Here is an 18,902-nt window from a genome sequence, read left to right on the forward strand (position 1 = left end):
GCCAGACCGTTGTGACCAGGTACGACAGGGCCCGGGCCACGGAGGTGGCCCGGGCCCCGTCATGGCGGCGGCGCGGGTCAGAGCGCCGAGCACTCCCCGGTCGCGACGCCGCGCAGCTCGTTCGCCGCGCCGAAGTCGCGCACGGGCGCGCTGCTGCCGGAGCAGCTGAGCCGGCCGGCGAACGAGTTGCCCGCCAGGACCGGCCCGTACGCCTCGCCGTACAGCGTGAATCGCTCCTCCGACTGGTTGCCCGGGATGCGCCCGTTGCCGGTCAGGGCGACCGAGCCGCGGAACGTCGACCCGGCGGCAGTGACGCCGTTCACCGTGCCGGTGACGCGGACCTGGCCGGCCAGCGTCGAGCCGAGCAGCTGGACCTCGGTGGCGCCGTCGGCCAGCAGGCTGCCGCTGACGGTGCTGTCGCGCACCACCAGGGACGCGCCGGAGCGGACGGTCACCGTGCCGGCCACCGTCGCACCGTCGAGGCAGGTCACGCCGGTGGTCACCAGCAGCGACCCGGCCTGCGGCCCGGTGATCGTCCGGGTGCACGCCAGCTCGGCGCCCGGCAGGACCGTCGCGGTGTACGACTCCGCCGCGCCGATGTTGCCGGCCGGGTCGACGGCGCGGTGCTCGACGGTGTGCGTGCCGTAGCCGGGCACGAACGGTCCGTTCGGGTCGTCCGGGCCGTAGTTCTGCTCGAACGCGGCCTTCGACAGCCCGCCGGTGCCGAGGTTGCCGTAGGTCAGCGCCTTGACGACCTGGCCGGAGTGGCGGAACTCGAACGGCGACTCCGGCATCGGCTGCTCCGGGAACCCGAAGTAGTTGAACCAGCCGTCGCCGTTGAGCCGCAGCTCGCCGACGACGTACGGCTCGCCCTCGTAGCCGGTGCGGTCGTCCTGCGGCTCCAGCCACATGTCCCAGCCGTCGAAGTAGATGCCGTGACCGGAGTCCGACGTCATGGTGGTGAGCGGCTCGGACAGCGTGCGCGGCGCCGTCGGCAGGGCGTTGTCGACGGTCCAGGTGGCGGCGTCGGAGCCGCCCGGCGCGGCCGGGTCCGTCACCGTCGCCGTCAGCTCGTGCGTGCCGGCCGGGAGGTCCAGCGCGCCGAGGTCGAGCGTCCGGCCGTCAGCGGGCGCGGCCACCGCCGCGCCGTTCAGCGTCCACGCGACGTCCAGGGCGCGGCCCGACGGGTGGGTGGTCTCGACGAACACGACCTCGTCGCCGGCGACCGGGCGGGTCGTGGGGGTCGAGCCGGTGATCTCCGGTGCGACGGCGTCGGGCGCGGCCGTCGTGTCGCCCACCGTCCAGGTGCGGGTCTGCACGAACCGCGGGCCGTTGTAGCCGGAGTCGGTGGCGGTGTTGTTCGTCGACGGGTTGCGCACCCAGTCGATGCCGTCCGGGCCGACCGGGTCGCGGACCTCGACGTGCACCGTCGTGCCGGGCGCGAGACCCAGCTCGCCGAGGTCGAGGTCGCGGGCGCCGGTGGCGAGGACCTCGCCCTGCGGACCGCCGGCCCGCCAGGTGATCTCCAGGTCGTGGAAGCGCGGGTGGGTGGTCTCCAGCCAGAGCACGTCGTCGCGGGCGACGGTGCCGGCCGGCGTGTGCAGCAGGCTCATCCGGCCCTTGTCGCGCTGGCCGGTGACCCGCGCGACCATGTGCTCGAGGCCGACCTGGTCGAAGTAGAAGCCGATCCACCGCATCATCGAGTGCGAGCTCGGCCGCCACACGTTCGAGCCGTTGTAGGTGCCGCTCTCGTGGCCGTCCTCGTCGGCGGCGCGGATAGGGCCGCCGGACAGGCTCTCCTCGCCCAGCCACCGCCACCACTTGGACTGGTTCGCCGTCATCTGCTCCGACGTCTGCCGGGTGTGGTGGAACGAGCTCGGTTCGTTCGGCCCGTGCGGCGGGCCGGGGTGCGGCCGGTCGGAGTACGGGTACTCGTCGGCCAGCGTGCCCAGCGAGTGGCCCAGCTCGTGCAGCGAGATCAGCGGCGACTGCGGGCTGCCGCCGGACGCCGTCGCGTCGCGGCCGCCGATGCCGCCGTAGGTGAACGTGTTCGAGATGGCCAGCGTCTGCACGTTCTGCGGCCCGGAGCTCGAGCCGCCGGTGGGCCGGAACACGCCCGGCTCCAGCCCCAGCGCCGGCGCGACGTACGAGTTCAGGTACATCGCCCGCTGCTGGTTGCCGCTGCACCGGGTGTCGCCGAGGATGCCCGGCGCCAGCGGGTACGTGGGGTTGGCGTTGCCCGACGGGTGCCCGGGGCAGCCGCCCGGGTCCAGCGCTTGGCCGTACGTGATGCCGCGGGCCAGGGGGTCGGTCAGCCCGTCGGAGTACCAGAGCCGCAGCGGCGTGTTCTTGCGGTCCCTCACCTCGTCGGACGCGTCCTCCTCCGGGTCGCGCCGCACGCCGGAGTCCTGCGACACGATCTGCAGCAGGTAGACGTTGATGTAGTCGCGGTAGCTGCGGAACGGCTCCACGCCCCACTGGATGGCCTGGTTGCGGTCGACGTCCTGCTCGCACCGGTCCATCTCGTCGGCCTGGTAGCCGTCGCAGATGACGATCAGGTTGAGGCGCTCGTTCGGCGAGCCCGTCTCCTGGAGCGGGACGACCCGCGCGCTGCCGGCCTCCGGCCACTGCGGCAGGGCCTCGTTGGCCGACGGGACGCCCGCCATGGGCACCGTCAGGAGGCCTGCCGACAGTGCCGCCGGCGCGAGCGCGGCGACGATCTTCTTCATACGGTCTCCGTCTCACCGTGCACGTGCCCCGTCACGGGCCGGAGCGGTCCGGCCCGTGATGAGAATGGTGCTCAGCGACGGTACCGGGCGCACGGTGACATGGCACCCGACAGATGACGGAAGCTCGGCACCACGCCCCCGTCGTTCGTCGGAGCCGGCCGGTCAGCCGTGGTGGTGGTCGCCGCCGTGGTGGTCGCAGTGGTGCGACGGCGTCGCGGGCACGTCCAGCGTCGGGTTGCGGTCGAAGAAGCCGACCGGGCGCAGCGTGAACCCGGCGTAGTCCACCGGCATGACCGGCCAGTCCTCCGGGCGCGGGAAGTGCACCGCGCCGAAGGTGTGCCAGAGCACGATGTCCTGGTCCTCGATCGCGCGGTCGGCCGCGACGTAGCGGGGCAGGCCGGCGCCGCCGGGGTGCTGGTTGACGAGGTCGCCGGCGGGATAGCGCTCGGCCGGGTCGTAGCGGGTGACCCACAGCGAGCGGGTCGCGAACCCGGCCCGGTTGGCCGTCGCCGACGCGGGGTCGGCCAGCAGCATCGGTTTGCCCTCGGGGCGCAGCTCGTAGGCGACCGGCCGGCCGAGCCGGTTGGTGGAGTCGGAGCTGGAGATCTGCCACGTCCGCCCGGCCAGCGGGTCGGCCGTGCGCGCGCCCTGGGCCTCGGTGCGCAGCCGGGTCGAGCGCCGGGTGAAGGCGTTGCCGTTCGGGTTGGCCGGGCCGATCGGCAGCGGCTGCACCTCCAGCTCGTCGACGGCGTTGTCGAGGCCGTCGACCATCATGTCGAGGCGGGCGCAGTAGAGGTGCTGGTGGTACGGCGCACCCAGGCCCGGCGCCACCTCCGCCGCGTACGCGCTGTCGGACTTGTAGGACGACGTGGCCACGACGCCGGTCGCTTTGACCTCCAGCTGGATGGTGCCGTCGAGGTACAGGTACCAGTAGAAGCCGTAGTCGTAGTTGCCGACGGTGACGAAGAACGAGATGACCAGCCGCCGCTGCCGCCGCGTCTCGGCCGACTCGGTGAAGATGTCGGTGTGCTTCCACAGCACGCCGTAGTCCTCTTCGTGCAGGCAGACGGCATTGCGGACCTCGCGCGGCGCGCCGTCGCCGTCAGCCAGCACCGCGTCGAAGTAGTGGATCTCGCCGAGGCAGTCGCACCCCAGCTCCAGCGAGTTGACCTGCTGGCCGAGCAGGTACTCGCCGGCGTCGAAGTAGCTGATCCAGAACCGCACCGGACTGGGGTCGGCGTACGGGACGACCATCTCGGCCACCGACGCCCGGTAGACGATCGGCCGCACGCGGTCGCCGTCGCGCCAGCCGAGCTGGTGCAGGACCAGGCCCTCGCGCGGGTCGAAGCCGACCCGGAAGGTCCAGTTCTCCCAGGTGACGACGTCGTCCTCGACGGTGAAGCTCGGCCCCTCGGGCTGGGTGATCTCGATCGGCTTCAGGGTCGTCCGCGGCGGCCCGGTGTAGGCGGGGTCGTCGTGGTTGGCCTCCTCGTCCGGGATCGGGAGGACGGCGTCGTCGATCAGCTCGATGACGGTCTTCTCGATGAGGTCCACGTAGGCGACGACGCCGTCGATGGGGTGCGCCCAGGCGTGGTCCTCGGGCCGGTGCTGCAGGAACGACAGCACGTGCAGCACCCGGCGGCCGCGCTCGCTGGGGATGCCGAAGTTGCCGGCCGCGAGCGGGCACGGGCGGACGAGGTCGAGGTCGGTGATGCCGCGGCGCTCCATGGCCGCGCGCCAGCCGGGGTCGGCCTTGACGATCTCGTCGACGGTCAGCACTTCCTCGAGCAGGATCGGCGGCTGGCCGTCGGTGACCGGGTCGACCGTCTCGACGGAGTCGACGGCGCCGCGGGAGAGCGAGGCGATGACGGTGCGAGCGGCGCCGGTCTCGAGGTCGAGCAGGACGGCGCGGATGCGGCGGTCGACGGGGTCGCCGTCGCGGTGGCCGAGCACCGTCAGCTTGTCCGGTTCCTCCAGGCCGAGCAGCGCGAACTTCGTCGACGCGGTGACCAGGCCGTTGTCGTCGAGGAGAGCGCGGGCCGCGCGGATCTCGTCCGCGGACAGGCGCTGGAGCGGGTGCGTGCGCACGGGCGTGACCGTCACAACGCCATAGACTCGCCGCCCGGCACCGATGTCGTCAAGACATTGCACCGCAAAGCGACTATGTAAGGCGTCTCGGGCGTCCGGCGCATTACCGCTGAAATTGCCTCTTGTCTCAGCGGACAAAGGCGGCCAAACTACCGGGCGTGAATCGGAACGCGGCATCGCGAGCACCGCAGTCGGTTCGAAACGCGCGTCTCGAGGGTGGGAGCGCGCGTGTCCCTGTCCCGTATGGCCCCGGCCGTCCGTTCTCATCCCGGTCCTCGCATCCGGGGTGGAGGTGCAGGCGGAGTGCTGCTGGCCAATGACTTCTTCCACATCGTTCACGATGTCGGCAGCGGCAAGCTCCGGCTGAACGCACGGGCCGCAGGGCTCGGGCTGGCCGGTGCGCTGCTCGGTGAGCTGATCCTCAACAACAACCTGCACGTCGCGTCTGGAACCCTGTCATTGACCGGCGCGCAGCCGCCGGCCGACGATCTGGGCTACCGGATCGTCCGCCAGCTGACGGCTGACCAGCAGACCCGGTCGCTGCGCACCTGGCTGGCGTTCCTCTCCCAGAGCGCGCTCGAGCGGGTCGCGGTCCGGCTGACGCGCGAGGGCGAGATCGAACCGGTCAAGTCCCGCAAGCTGTTCGGCAGCTCGGTCCGGTACCTGCCCGTCGACCCGAAGGTCGCCGCGTGGCCCACCGACCGGCTGTACGGACTGGTCAACCGAGGCGACCCACTGGACTTCCACGACGCCATGCTGGCCGGCCTGGTCGCGGTGACCGGCTTCACCAAGGGGGTGTGGTGGGACGGCGACGCCGTCACGTTGCGCCACATCGCCGCCGCGGTCGGATCGATGCCCATGTCGATGCGCGAGGTCCTGGCCCATACCGAAGCAGCTGTGGGTGACGCCACCCTCAGCCCCCGATAGCGCGACCTCCGGCGCACCCCCGACCCCGACGACGGAGATCCCGCAGATCCCATCAAGGAGAGTCCCCGTGTCCCATTCGAGCCGCCTGGGCGCCGACCGCGTGTCGCGGACGCTCGCCAGCAACAGGCTCGGCGTCCCTGCCGTCGTGTTCTTCGTCCTGAGCGCCGCGACGCCGCTCACCGTCGTCGCCGGAGTCGTGACCACCGGCTTCGCGGTCACCGGCATCATCGGCCTGCCCATCGCGTTCGTCGCGATCGCGCTGCTGCTGGCCCTGTTCAGCGTCGGCTACGTCGCGATGTCGCGGCACATCACCAACGCCGGCGCGTTCTACACCTACGTCACGCACGGTCTGGGCCGGCCCGCCGGCGTCGCGGCCGCCTACATGGCGCTGCTCGCGTACAACCTGCTGCAGGTCGGTCTCTACGGCATCATCGGCATCGCGGCCGGCCCGAAGCTGGATGAGTGGTTCGGCATCACCGTGGACTGGTGGGTGATCGCGTTGGTCGCGTGGGCCATCGTCGGCATCCTCGGCGTGCTGCGCATCGACGTCAACGGCACGATCCTCGCGGTGCTGCTGCTGGCCGAGATGGCGATCATCCTCATCTACGCGCTGGCCAGCCTCGGAAACCCGGCCGGCGACGACGTCTCGTTCGAGGCACTGCAGGTCGGGAACCTGTTCGAGTCCGGGGTCGGCGCGATCCTGGTGCTCGCGGTGCTCGGCTTCGTCGGCTTCGAGGCGTCGGTCGTGTACTCGGAGGAGTCCCGCAACCCGAAGCGGACCATCGCGCTGGCCACGTACATCTCCATCGCGGTCGTCGCCGGGGTGTACGTGCTGGCGTCGTGGGCGATGACGGTCGCGGCCGGCCCGGACAACATCGTCGGGATGGCCCAGGAACTGCAGAACGGGGTGATCTTCGTCCAGGCCGACGAGTTCCTCGGCGGCACGTGGGTGGACATCGGCGAGATCCTGTTCGTGACATCGGTGTTCGCCGCGATGATCTCGTTCCACAACACCGTCGCCCGGTACGTCTTCGCGCTCGGCCGCGAAAGGGTGCTGCCCAGCGTGCTCGGCCGCACGTCGCCGTCGTCGGGCGCCCCGGTGGCCGCGTCGATCGTGCAGAGCGTCATCGCTCTCGTGGTCATCCTGATCTACGCGTTCTTCGACCTCGACCCGCTGGTGCAGCTGTTCTTCAACCTCGGCACGACCGGCGGGTTCGGTGTGCTGGCGCTGGTGACGCTCACCTCCGTGGCCGTGATCGTGTTCTTCGCCCGGCACCCGTCCGGAGAGAACGTGTGGCGCCGGGCCATCGCCCCGGTGCTGGCGATGATCCTGCTGGTGATCGTCGTGATCCTGGCCATCGCGAACTACGACGTCCTCATCGGCGTCGCGCCGGACGCGCCGGAGCGGTGGATCCTGCCCGGTCTGTTCCTCATCGCGGCGCTGGCCGGCCTGCTGTGGGCGCGGTTCCTCAAGTCGGCCCGCCCGGACGTGTACGACGCCATCGGCCAGGGCGCCAACGCGGCCACCGGCATCTCCGTCCTGGACCTCTCGGGCCAGGAGGAGGACGAGCAGGGCGAGCCGTCCCTGCGCTGACCGCCGCACCCCGTGCCCCGTCGCGCCACCCGGCGCGGCGGGGCACGTCGCGTGTTTCGGCCGGAGCCGTCCGGGTACTCGACCACTCGGCGGGATCGAGAAGGGGGACTCCCATGGCACACCGTGAAGGCTCGGAGTCGCCGGGCGAGCCGACGACCACACCCGGAGAGGGCTCGGAGTCGCCGGGCGTACCGGTGCCCCCGCCCGACCGCGGTTCGGAGTCGCCGGGCAACCCGGTGCCCGCACCCGGATACGGCTCGGAGTCGCCGGGCATCCCGCCCGAGGACGACGAGGACGAGAACGAGGACGACGACTAGAGCGCGGCCTCCCGGGCGGCGAGGATCCGCGGCAGCTGCCGCTCGATCCAGCCGACCAGCCCGGCGACGTGCGCGGCGACCTGCTCGCCGGTGTCCGTCAGCCGGTAGCTGACCTGCGGCGGCGCCGCCGGGACGACCGTCCGCTCGACGAAGCCGTCGGCCGCCAGAGCGCGCAGCGTCTGGGCCAGCATCTTCTGGCTCACTCCGCCGATGCGCCGGTGGAGTTCGCCGAACCGCAGCTCCCGCTCCCCCAGTGCGGCCAGGACGAGCACGCCCCACCGGCTGGTGACGTGCTCGAGCACGCCCCGCGACGGGCAGTTCGGGTCGAACACGTCACCGGTCCGTGCCGGCCACCCGCTGCTGACCTCGGTGCTCACGTCGGCCTCCGTTGGTTACCTCAAGGTACGTACTTTCATCTGGTGAGTCTCCAGGTTAGCGTCGCTCTGGACAGCAGCCAAGACAAGGAGACGCACATGATCGTGGTGACCGGGGCGACCGGCCGGTTCGGGCCCGTGGTGGTCGAGGACCTGATCGCGAAGATGCCGGCCGGCGAGGTCGCCGTCGGGGCGCGCGACCCCGGGAAGGCGCGCCGGCTCGCCGAGCGCGGCGTCGGCGTCCGCGAGGCCGACTACGACGACCCGGCGAGCCTGGAGCGCGCCTTCGACGGCGCCGACCGGCTGCTGTTCGTCTCCGCCTCCGACACGACGCCGGGGGTGCGGGCCCGCCAGCACGCGAACGTCGTCGCCGCGGCGGCGACGGCGAAGGTGGGGCACGTCGTCTACACCAGCGCCATCACCGCCGAGGACGGCGCGAGCTTCCTGGCCGACCACACGACGACCGAGCGGGCGATCCGCGACGCCGGCCTCGCGTACACGTTCCTGCGCAACACCTTCTACACCGAGGAGCTGGTGCGGCCGGACGTGGCGACGGCCGCCGAAGTGACCGCGCCGGCGATCGGGCAGCCACTGGTGACGGCGACGATCGCGGACCTGGCCCTGGCGGCGAGCGCGGTGCTCACCGGCGACGGTCACGAGGGCGCCGTGTACGAGCTGCGCGGCCCCGGATGGACGTACCCGCGGCTGGCCGAGGCGCTCGGGGTGCCGTACCGGGAGGTCTCCGACGACGAGTCCGGCATGGCGTTCGTCCTGCCGCTGCTGCGGCTCCCCCAGTTCGGCACGCCGACGCCGGACCTGGAACGGCTGCTCGGCCGTCCCGCGACGACGGTGGAGGAGTTCGTCCGCACGCTGGCATGATGCGCCGATGGCGAGCCCGGCCGTCGTCGGCGAAGATGGGGGGATGACCGACGGCGACGGCCGCCGCGGCAGCGCCGCGCCGATCCTCGAGCTGCGCGGCGTCACCAAGCGCTACGGACGGCTGCGCGCGCTCGACGGCGTCACGCTGAGCGTGCGCGGCGGCGAGATCGTCGCCGTCGTCGGCGAGAACGGCGCCGGCAAGTCCACGCTGGTCCGCTGCATCGCCGGCGACACCGACGTCGACGAGGGCCACGTGGTGGTGGCCGCCGACGGCGCGAAGGCGCCGGTCGCCGTCGTCTGGCAGGACCTCGGGCTCTGCGACGACCTCGACGTCGTCGCGAACGTCTTCCTCGGCCGCGAGCACTCCCGGCTGCTGCTGGCCGAGAGCCGCATGGCCGCCGACGCCCGGCAGGCACTGGAGCGGTTCGGCTCGCAGCTCACCGACGTCCGGGCCCGGGTCGACACCCTCTCGCGCGGGCAGCGGCAGGAGGTCGCGCTGGCCCGGGCGCTGTCCACCGGCGCCGACCTGCTGGTGCTGGACGAGCCGACCGCCTCGCTGAGCGTGCTGCGCCGGGCCGAGATCATGCGCGTGCTGAGCGACCTGCGCGACGACGGCCGGGCCATCGTGCTGGTCAGCCACGACCTCGACGAGGTGTTCGCGCTGGCCGACCGCATCGTCGTGCTGCGCCACGGCCGCATCGTCGCCGGGGTGTCGCCGGCCGAGGTGCACTCCGACGACGTCGCGGCGCTGATGTCGGGCATCGAGACCGAGTCGGCGGCGCGGCGGCAGCTGAACCGCCTCAAGAGCCTGGTCGAGCAGCTCTCCGCCGCCGACCCCGCCGCGTCGCTGCCGCTCGTCGTCTCGGCCACCGCGGCCGCGCTCGACCAGGACATGCTCTGCGTGCACCTGCTCGACCACGCGCCGCGCGGGCCGCTGCTGCGCCGCACCGCCGCCATCGGGCTGCCGCCGGCGCTGGCCGACGACGCCGAACTGGTCCCGGTCGGCTCGGCCGGCGGGCTGGTCGGCGCGGCGGCGGCGCTCGGGCAACTGGTGGTCATCGACGACACCAGCGACGACGCCACGTGGACGGGGTACCTGGAACGGGCCGCCGCGGCCGGCGTGCGCAGCGCGTGGTCGGCGCCGATCGTCGGCTCGACCGGTGTCCTCGGCACCATCACCGGCTTCAGCACGTCCGCCGGCCGCCTCGACGCCGACCGCCGCGAGCTGGTCTCGCTCTACGCCGGCCACGCCGCCAGCGCCATCGAGCGCGAGCGGCTGATCGAGGAGGTGAGCCGGCGCAACGAGATCCTCGAGTCGCTGCGGGCCATGCTCGAGACACTGGCCGGACCCGACCGCGTCGACGGCGGCCTGTCCGCCGCGCTGCTCGCGCTCTGCCGCGGCCTCGGCGCCCGCGCCGCCGGCATGCTGCTCACCGACGTCGCCGAGCTGACCGGCGGCGAGGCGCGCTGGGTGCACATCGACCTGGACAACACAGCTGGTTCGGACCTGAAGGCGCTGGCCGAGGCCGCGCCCACCGGCACCGACCGGCCACGGCGCATCGGCGACGGCCTGGCGCTCGCGGGGCTGCCGATCCCCGGCGGCACCGGGCTGCTGCTGGCCCGCTGGGACGATCCCGCGGAGCCCGGCCGCGACGCCGTCGAGCTGCTCGACGACGCCCGCCGCTCGCTCGCGCTGGCGCTGGAGCGAGAGATGCTGGAACGCGCGCGCCGCGAGGCGGCCGCCGCCCGCCGGTCGCAGCAGCTGCAGCGCGAGGTGCTGCAGCACCTCAGCCACGAGCTGCGCACGCCTCTGACCGCGATCCACGGCTACGCCTCCACGCTGCAGCAGCCCGACCTCGTCTGGGACCCCGAGTCGATCGACCGCTTCCTCGCCGCCATCACCACCGAGTCCGCGCGCATGGAGCGCCTGGTCGGCGACCTCCTCGACTCCTCCGCCATCGAGTCCGGGCTGCTGCGGCTGCGTCCGGACTGGACGGACGTGCGGCTGGTGCTCGAGGCGGCGCGCAGCTGCGTGCCGCACCCCGGCCGGGTCAAGATCGGCGTCGCCGCGGGCCTTCCGCCGATCTGGGCCGACCACGACCGCCTCGAGCAGGTGTTCGTCAACCTGCTGGAGAACGCGGTCCGCCACGGCGGGCCCGACGGCGCCGTCCGCGTCGCCGCCGCGGCCGTCGACGGCGGCGCGTCGGTCGAGGTGCTGGTCAGCGACGACGGCCCGGGCATCCCGGCGGACGTCGCGGAGCGCGTCTTCGAGCCGCGGGTGCGCGGCGAGGGCAGCACCGGCGCCGGCCTGGGCCTCGCCATCGTCCGCGGCATCGCCGAGGCGCACGGCGGCCGGGTCGAGCTGGCCACCGGGGCGGAGTCGGGCTTCCGCGTCACGCTGCCGGTCGAGCCCGCCGAAGGCGAGGAGAGCGATGGCTGAGGAGCCCGGCGTCCTCATCGTCGAGGACGACCGCATCATCGTCGACGTCCTGCGGTCCAACCTCACCGCCCGCGGCTACCGGGTGGTGGTGTCGACCGACGGCTCCGACGTGCTGCGGCTGCTCGACCAGGCCGCGCCCGACGTCGTGCTGCTCGACCTCATGCTGCCCGGCCGCGACGGCTTCGACCTGTGCTGGGCGGTGCGCGACCGCTCCGACGTCGGCATCATCGTGCTGTCCGCGCGGCGCGGCGAGACCGACAAGGTGCGGGCGCTGAACCTCGGCGCCGACGACTACCTCACCAAGCCGTTCGGCATCGAGGAGCTGCTGGCCCGCATCAACGCCATGCTGCGCCGGGCCCGGCCGGCCGAGCCGCGGCTGGTGGCGCCGCAGGTCCGCGTCGGCGACGTCCGCATCGACTTCGACGCCCAGCTGGTCACGAAGGGCGGCAAGCGGGTGCACCTCACCCGCACCGAGTACGCGCTGCTGCGCGAGCTGGCGATGCACCCCGGCCGGCTGCTGACCCACGCCGAGCTGCTGCGCCGGGTCTGGGGCCCGGGCTACGAGACGCAGACGGAGTACACCCGCGTGTACGTCGGGCGGCTGCGGGCCAAGCTGGAGGGGCCCGACGGCGCCGAGCTGATCGTCACCGAGCCGCGGGCCGGCTACCGGTTCACGACGGACCGATGATGGCCCGCCGCCTGCTCGCCGCCGCCCTGCCCGCGGTGATCGTCCTGGCGCTGGGCGCCTGCGGCGCGGCCGGCACGTCCGGCGCCGGCGGCGACGGCGAGCTGCAGATCGCGCTGCTGCTGCCGGAGAACAAGACCGCCCGGTACGAGTCGCACGACCGCCCGGCGTTCGTCGACCGCGTCCACGAGATCTGCGCCGAGTGCGAGACGCTGGTCAGCAACGCCGACCAGGACGCCGCGCACCAGCAGGCGCAGGCCGAGGCGGCGCTCACCAACGGCGCCGACGTGCTGGTCCTCGACCCCGTCGACTCCCGGTCGGCGTCGGTCATCGTCCGGCAGGCGCACGCGGCGGGCGTCCCGGTGGTGAGCTACGACCGGCTGGTGCTCGACGCACCGGTCGACTTCCACGTCACGTTCGACAACGAGCAGGTCGGCCAGTTGCAGGCCGAGGTGCTGCTGGCCGCCGTCGGCGGCACCGACGGCGAGCTGGTGGTGCTGAACGGCTCGCCCACCGACGACAACTCGGCACTGTTCCGGCGCGGGGCGCACAGCGTGCTCGACGGCGCCGGGGTCGCCGTCGGCGCCGAGGTCGACGTGCCCGACTGGTCGCCCGACCAGGCGCAGGAGGCCATGGAGCGGGCCCTGACGACGCTCGGCCGCGACCGCGTCGCCGGCGTCTACGCGGCCAACGACGGCATGGCCGGCGGCGCCATCGCCGCGATGAAGGCGGCCGGGCTGGACCCGTTGCCCCCGGTCACCGGGCAGGACGCCGAGCTGGCGGCCGTGCGCCGCATCCTCACCGGCGAGCAGTACATGACCGTCTACAAGGCCGTGCGCACGCAGGCGGAGGCGGCCGCCGACGTCGCCGTCGGCCTGGCCCGGACCGGCGAGCCGCCGGACGGGCTGCGCACCGGCTGGGTCGACAACGGGCACGGTCGCGTGCCGGCGCTCATGCTGACGCCCGTCGCCGTCACCCGCGACACCATCGCCGCGACCGTGGTCGCCGACGGGTTCTGGACGGTCGACGAGATCTGCGAAGGGCTGGCCGCCGAGTGCGCCGCCGCCGGCCTGGCCGCGGACGGCGCGCCGTGAGCGGCTCGGTGTCGCCGGCCCGGCTCGGCCGCTGGGCGCCGCCGGCCGCGCTCGCCGTCATCTGGCTGGTGATGAGCCTGAGCAACCCGCGGTTCCTGTCCGCGGTGAACCTCACCAACCTCATGCTGCAGATCGTCGCCGTCGGCGCCGTGGCGGTGGCCGTCGTCCTCGTGCTGCTGATCGGCGAGATCGACCTCTCCGTCGGCGCGGTGTCCGGGTTCGGCGCGGCCGTCACCGCCGTGCTCAGCGTCAAGCAGGACTGGCCGGCGGTCCTCGCGATCCTCGCCGGGCTGGCGACCGGCGCGCTGGTCGGGCTCGCGCACGCCGCCATGGTGACGCGGGTCGGCGTGCCGTCGTTCGTGGTGACGCTGGCCGGGCTGCTGACGTGGCAGGGCGCGCTGCTGCTGGTGCTCGGCGACACCGGGACGGTCAACATCGACGACCCGCAGCTGGTGGCCATCGCGGGGACGTTCCTGGCGCCGGCCGCCGGGTGGGCGCTGGCCGCGGCGGTGACGGCGGGCGCCGTCCTGGCGATCGTCGGGTCGCTGCACCGCGAACGCGACCGGCCGGCGCGGCGGGTCTGGCCCTGGGTGGTCGCGGGCATCGGCGCACCGGTGGCGGCCGCCGTGTTCAACGCCGACCGCGGCGTGCCGCTGGCCGTCGTGGTGTTCCTGCTGCTGCTGGCCGGCGGCGACCTCATGGTCCGGCGCACGAAGCTCGGCCGGCACGCGGTGGCGACGGGGAGCAACGCGTCGGGGGCGCGGAGGGCGGGCATCGCCGTCGACCGCATCCGGCTGGTGGTGTTCATGCTGGCCTCCGTGCTGGCCGTCACCGGCGGCATCCTCGCGGCGTCGCGCCTGCTCGCCGTCAACCAGTCGTCGGGCAGCACCGACCTCATGCTGACGGCCGTGGCGGCCGCGGCGATCGGCGGCACCAGCCTGTTCGGCGGCCGCGGCACGGTGTGGTCCGCCCTGCTGGGTGCGCTCGTCGTCGGGTCGCTGGCCAACGGGCTGGACCTCATGGGCGCGTCGTCGCCGATCCGGCTCATCGCCACCGGCCTCGTCCTCGCCGTCGCCGTTGGGCTGGACACCCTGGCGCACCGTGCCGAGGTGACCCCGTTCCGGGAGCATTCGCGGCCCGGCCGCTAGCCGTCCGAGGGCGGCTTGCGCGGGGGTGTAGCGTTCACGCTGTGACGTCAACGGGCTTCCGTAACCCCCGGCGGAGGTGAGCCGACGTGCCTGACGCGACCGGCCCTGGCTCGCTGTCCGCCCTGCGGCTGGCCAACCGGCGGCGGCTGCTGGGAGCGCTGCCGGCCGCGCAGGCGGTCAGTCAGGCCGAGCTGGCGCGGCTGACCGGACTCGCCCCGGCCACCATCTCCGGGCTGGTCCGCGCCCTCGTCGACGAGGGCGAGCTGGTCGTGCGGCAGGGCGTGGCGAACGGCCGGCGCAGCCGGCTGGTCGAGCGGGCGCCGGTGCGGCAGCGCTACGGCATCGGGGTCGACCTCGGGCGCACGCACGTCAAGGTGGTCGCCGGCGCCGCGCCCGGCGACGTGCTGGCCGAGTCGGCCGTCGTCCTCGACGGCGGGCTGCGCCCCGACACCGTGCTCGACGTCATCGGCGCGCTCGCGGCGTCGGTGCGCCAGGAGGCCGGGCTCACCAGCGCCCAGATCGCCGGCGTCGCCGTCGGGGTCCCCGCGCCCATCGACACCGCGACCGGCGTCGTCACCGAGACCGCGATCCTGCCCGCGCTGGTCGGGTTCCCGCTGCGCGACGAGGTGGCGCGGCTGCTCGGCCGGCCGGTCGTCGTGGAGAACGACGCGAACCTCGGCGCGCTCGCGCTGGCCCGCCGGGCGGGTGCCGGCCGGTCGGTGGTGTTCGTCAAGGTCGGCTCCGGCATCGGCGCCGGCGTGGCCGTCGGCGGCGACCTGCTGCGCGGCGACTCCGGCGCGGCCGGCGAGATCGGCCACCTCGCGCTCGATCCCGGGCTGTCGGTGGTGTGCCGCTGCGGGCGGCGCGGCTGCCTCGAGACCGTCGGGTCGGCGGAGTCGGTGCGGACGGCGCTGAGCTCGGCGCTGCAGCGCGACCTCGGACTCGACGAGGTGCTCGGCCTCATCAACGACGGCCACCCGGTGGCCGTGCACGTGCTCGAGGACGCCGGCGAGCTGCTCGGACGCGGCCTCGGCTGGCTCGCGATGATCCTCAACCCCGCCGACATCGCGCTCGGCGGCCCGCTCCTCGCCGCCGGCGACGCCTGGCTCGGCCCCGTCCGCCAGGGCTTCCGCCGGGCGGTGCTGCCCGGCGTGGCCGAGCGGACCCGCGTCGCGATCTCGCCGCTCGGTGAGGGCACCGAAGCGGTGGGCGCGCTGGTCGCGTCCCTCACCGCGGGCGAATAACTCCCTATTGCTGTCGAAATACGAACGCATAAACAAGATGTAAACGCGTAATGTATTTGAGCCTTGACGGCAACCTGCCGCCGTTCCACACTCGACCTCACCCGGCCGAGCTGTCGGCGGGGGCTGAACCCAAAGGAGGGTTTCACCGTGCACCAGCCCAATCGACGGGCTGCCGTCTTCGCAGTCCTCGCCCTGGCCGCCGGCGCGCTGGCCGCCTGTGGCGCCAACGAGGAGAACGGCGGCGGAAGCGACGAGACCGCGGGCGGCGACGGCGGCGCCACCATCGCCCTGCTGCTGCCCGAGTCGGCCACCGCCCGCTACGAGGCGTTCGACCGCCCGCTGTTCGAGGCCAAGGTCCAGGAGCTGTGCTCTGACTGCGAGATCAACTACTTCAACGCCGACCAGGACGAGACCAAGCAGGCCGAGCAGGTCGACACCGCCATCTCGCAGGGCGTCGACGTCATGGTGCTGGACCCGGTGAACGGCCAGGCCGCGGCGGCGCTGGTGGCCGACGCGCAGGCGGCCGAGATCCCCGTCATCGCCTACGACCGCTTCATCGAGGGCGCCGACTACTACACCTCGTTCGACAACGAGAAGGTCGGCGAACTGCAGGGCCAGGCGCTGGTCGACGCGGTCGGCGGTGCGGGCGACGTGCTCATGCTGAACGGCTCGCCCGACGACCCGAACGCGGCCATGTTCAAGTCCGGCGCGCACAGCGTCATCGACGGCAGCGAGCTCACCGTCGTCGGCGAGTACGACAACCCGGACTGGAGCCCGGACAACGCGCAGGCCTGGACGACGGACCAGCTGGACACCATCGATCCCACGACGCTGGCCGGTGTCTACGCCGCCAACGACGGCCAGGCCGGCGGCGTCATCGCGGCGCTCACCGGCGCCGGGCTGCCGGCCGACCAGCTGCCGCCGGTGACCGGTCAGGACGCCGAACTGGCCGCCATCCAGCGCATCGTCGCAGGTGAGCAGTACATGACGATCTACAAGCCGATCAAGGGCGAGGCCGAGGGCGCCGCCGAGATGGCCATCTCGATCGTCAACGGCGAGGAGGTCGCCGACACCACCGACTTCCAGGGCGTGCCGTCGCTGATCCTCGACCCGATCGTGGTCACGACCGACAACGTCGCCGACACCGTCGTGGCCGACGACTTCTGGACGGTCGAGGACATCTGCACCGACGACTACGCGGACGCCTGCGCGGCCGCCGGTCTCAGCTGATCCGTCGAGACGACGAGGGTGGCATCGACCCAGGTCGGTGCCACCCTTGACGATGAGGAGATGGTGCCGATGAGCGTCGCCACACACGAGAGCGGTGCGTCCGCCGCCACGACCGGGCCGGTCCTGGAGCTCACCGGGATCGGCAAGCACTTCGGCGCCGTGCAGGCGCTGGCCGGGGTCGACTTCCAGGTCCACGCCGGCGAGGTGGTCGCCCTGGTCGGCGACAACGGCGCGGGCAAGTCGACCCTGGTCAAGATCATGTCCGGGGTGTACCAGGCCGACTCCGGCGCGATGCGGGTCGAGGGCCGCCAGGTGCACATCCACAGCCCGAGCGCCGCGCAGTCGCTGGGCATCGCGACGGTCTTCCAGGACCTCGCGCTCTGCGACAACCTCGACGTCGTCGCGAACCTGTTCCTCGGCAGCGAGCTGGGGACGAAGGCGTGGATGGACGAGGTCGCCATGGAGAAGGAGTCCTGGCGGCTGCTGCGCGAGCTGGGCGCGAAGATCCCGACCGTGCGCATCCCGGTGGCCAGCCTCTCCGGCGGCCAGCGGCAGACCGTCGCGATCGCCCGCAGCCTGGTGGGCCAGCCGAAGGTCGTCATGCTGGACGAGCCGACCGCCGCGCTGGGCGTCGCGCAGACCGCGGAGGTGCTCAACCTCGTCGAGCGGCTGCGCGAGCAGCACCTCGGCGTGGTCCTGATCAGCCACAACATGGCCGACGTGCAGGCCGTCGCCGATCGCATCGTGGTGCTGCGGCTGGGCCGCAACGAGGCCGAGTTCCGCGCCGTCGACGTCACGACCGAGCAGCTCGTCGCCGCCATCACCGGCGCGTCGGACAACGTCGTCGCCGAACGCAACGCCCGCCGCGACGCGTCAGGAGGGCCGGCATGAGCAGGACACAGGCCGACGAGACCGCGGCCCGGTCCGACCTGATCGACGAGCGGCTGGCTCAGGACACCGGTCTGCGCGGCGCCGCCGACGCGTTCCGCCGGCGGATCCGCGACGGCGACCTCGGGCTGCTGCCGGTCGTGATCGGGCTGTTCGTGATCGGCCTGGTCTTCTACCTGCAGGACGTCACGTACCTGTCGTCGAGCAACCTGGTGAACATCACGCTGAACGCGGTGCCGTACGGCATCATCGCGGTCGGCATCGTGCTGGTGCTGCTGCTCGGCGAGATCGACCTGTCGGTCGGCTCGATCAGCGGCCTGGCGGCGTCGATCACCGCGGTGCTGGTGGTCAACCAGGACCAGCCGCTCGCGCTGGGCATCCTGGCCGGGGCCGGCACGGGCGCGGCCATCGGCGTCGCGTACGGGCTCATCTTCACCAAGATCGGCGTGCCGAGCTTCGTCATCACGCTGGCCGGGCTGCTCGGCTTCGTCGGCGTGCAGTACGTGGTGCTCGGCGACCAGGGCACGATCAACCTGCCGCGGTCGTCGCCGCTGGCGCAGTTCGCCCGCGAGGACTTCCTCAGCCCGGCCGTCTCGTACGTGGTCGTGCTGGCGCTCGTGGCGCTGTACGCGCTGGTCAGCATCATCGGGATCCGGCGGCGGACGGCGGCCGGGCTGCCGGCGCAGTCGCTGACGCTGGTGCTGGTGAAGTCGGCGATCCTGCTCGGCGGGCTGGGCTTCCTGACGTACTACCTGAACATCGACCGCGGCTGGGGCTACGCCGTGGTGTTCTTCGTCGGGCTGGTCGTGCTGCTGGACCTCGTGCTGCGCAAGTCGACGTGGGGCCGGCACCTGTACGCCGTCGGCGGCAACGTCGAGGCGGCCCGCCGGTCCGGCATCAACGTCAACTGGATCTACATCTCGGCGTTCTCGCTGACCGGCGCGCTGGCCGCGACCGGCGGCCTGATGTTCCTCGCCCGGCTGACGTCGGTGTCGCAGGCCAGCGGCAGCAACGACGTCAACCTGACGGCCATCGCGGCGGCGGTCATCGGCGGCACCAGCCTGTTCGGCGGGCGCGGCTCGGCCTACTCCGCGCTGCTCGGCGTGCTGGTGCTGACGGCGATCACCAGCGGTCTCAACCGCATCGGTGTCGACTCGTCGGTCCGCTACATCGTCACCGGAGCGGTCCTGCTGCTCGCGGTGTCGATCGACGCGATCGCCCGGCGGGCCCGCGCCAGCAGCGGACGAGGTTGACTCCGGGCCGTC

At 73.0% G+C, this 18,902-nt stretch carries 15 protein-coding genes; 12 read left to right on the top strand and 3 right to left on the bottom strand.

Annotation, left to right across the window (positions count from 1 at the left end; translation table 11 throughout):
* Positions 1–77: 77 nt before the first annotated feature.
* Both BLU82_RS20175 and BLU82_RS20180 read right to left on the bottom strand, forming a co-directional pair.
* Complete coding sequence (locus BLU82_RS20175) at positions 78–2,729, bottom strand: M64 family metallopeptidase (RefSeq protein ID WP_092622885.1); 2,652 nt, start codon at positions 2,727–2,729, stop codon at positions 78–80.
* Between the two features lie 162 nt (positions 2,730–2,891).
* Entirely contained in the window at positions 2,892–4,817 is a 1,926-nt protein-coding gene (locus BLU82_RS20180; protein ID WP_231947540.1) for a primary-amine oxidase, read from the bottom strand.
* A gap of 303 nt (positions 4,818–5,120) precedes the next feature.
* Here BLU82_RS20180 and BLU82_RS20185 point away from each other — a divergent pair, with 303 nt between their 5' ends.
* The 3 genes from BLU82_RS20185 (at position 5,121) to BLU82_RS20195 (ending at position 7,655) form a co-directional block, all read left to right on the top strand.
* Positions 5,121–5,744, top strand: a complete 624-nt coding sequence (locus BLU82_RS20185; RefSeq protein WP_157741149.1) for a GPP34 family phosphoprotein — start codon at positions 5,121–5,123, stop codon at positions 5,742–5,744.
* Positions 5,745–5,844: 100 nt separating this feature from the next.
* Positions 5,845–7,338 carry an APC family permease gene (locus BLU82_RS20190; protein ID WP_370246325.1) on the top strand — a complete coding sequence of 498 codons (1,494 nt, stop codon included), beginning with the start codon at positions 5,845–5,847 and terminating at the stop codon, positions 7,336–7,338.
* Between the two features lie 113 nt (positions 7,339–7,451).
* Positions 7,452–7,655, top strand: a complete 204-nt coding sequence (locus tag BLU82_RS20195) for a hypothetical protein (RefSeq protein WP_092622888.1) — start codon at positions 7,452–7,454, stop codon at positions 7,653–7,655.
* Here the strand turns inward: BLU82_RS20195 and BLU82_RS20200 are convergent.
* The gene (locus BLU82_RS20200; RefSeq protein WP_092622889.1) at positions 7,652–8,032 is read right to left on the bottom strand and encodes a helix-turn-helix domain-containing protein; all 381 of its coding nucleotides are present in this window, start codon (positions 8,030–8,032) and stop codon (positions 7,652–7,654) included. The genes BLU82_RS20195 and BLU82_RS20200 overlap by 4 nt on opposite strands.
* 96 nt (positions 8,033–8,128) lie before the next feature.
* Between BLU82_RS20200 and BLU82_RS20205 the strand changes: the two genes are divergently transcribed.
* The 9 genes from BLU82_RS20205 (at position 8,129) to BLU82_RS20245 (ending at position 18,890) form a co-directional block, all read left to right on the top strand.
* Entirely contained in the window at positions 8,129–8,908 is a 780-nt protein-coding gene (locus BLU82_RS20205) for an NAD(P)H-binding protein (protein WP_092622890.1), read from the top strand.
* 43 nt (positions 8,909–8,951) lie between these two features.
* Entirely contained in the window at positions 8,952–11,348 is a 2,397-nt protein-coding gene (locus tag BLU82_RS20210; protein ID WP_172885655.1) for an ATP-binding cassette domain-containing protein, read from the top strand.
* Positions 11,341–12,036 carry a response regulator transcription factor gene (locus BLU82_RS20215; protein ID WP_092622892.1) on the top strand — a complete coding sequence of 232 codons (696 nt, stop codon included), beginning with the start codon at positions 11,341–11,343 and terminating at the stop codon, positions 12,034–12,036. The genes BLU82_RS20210 and BLU82_RS20215 overlap by 8 nt, the downstream gene beginning before the upstream one ends.
* Positions 12,033–13,127: a substrate-binding domain-containing protein gene (locus BLU82_RS20220; RefSeq protein WP_092622893.1), complete on the top strand. Its 1,095-nt coding sequence runs from the start codon at positions 12,033–12,035 to the stop codon at positions 13,125–13,127. Before BLU82_RS20215 ends, BLU82_RS20220 begins: the two co-directional genes overlap by 4 nt.
* Positions 13,124–14,275: a sugar ABC transporter permease gene (locus tag BLU82_RS20225; RefSeq protein WP_157741150.1), complete on the top strand. Its 1,152-nt coding sequence runs from the start codon at positions 13,124–13,126 to the stop codon at positions 14,273–14,275. Before BLU82_RS20220 ends, BLU82_RS20225 begins: the two co-directional genes overlap by 4 nt.
* An 86-nt stretch (positions 14,276–14,361) precedes the next feature.
* Positions 14,362–15,519 (top strand): ROK family transcriptional regulator, encoded by a 1,158-nt coding sequence (locus tag BLU82_RS20230; RefSeq protein WP_092622895.1) that lies wholly within the window; start codon positions 14,362–14,364, stop codon positions 15,517–15,519.
* Between the two features lie 147 nt (positions 15,520–15,666).
* Complete coding sequence (locus tag BLU82_RS20235; protein ID WP_092622896.1) at positions 15,667–16,749, top strand: sugar ABC transporter substrate-binding protein; 1,083 nt, start codon at positions 15,667–15,669, stop codon at positions 16,747–16,749.
* 69 nt (positions 16,750–16,818) lie between these two features.
* A complete protein-coding gene (locus tag BLU82_RS20240) occupies positions 16,819–17,640 on the top strand; it encodes an ATP-binding cassette domain-containing protein (RefSeq protein ID WP_092626062.1) in 822 nt (273 codons plus the stop codon).
* Positions 17,637–18,890 (top strand): sugar ABC transporter permease, encoded by a 1,254-nt coding sequence (locus BLU82_RS20245; protein WP_092622897.1) that lies wholly within the window; start codon positions 17,637–17,639, stop codon positions 18,888–18,890. Before BLU82_RS20240 ends, BLU82_RS20245 begins: the two co-directional genes overlap by 4 nt.
* Positions 18,891–18,902 lie beyond the last annotated feature (12 nt).

The organism is Jiangella sp. DSM 45060 (genome assembly GCF_900105175.1).
In the GTDB taxonomy this organism is placed as follows: Bacteria; Actinomycetota; Actinomycetes; order Jiangellales; family Jiangellaceae; genus Jiangella.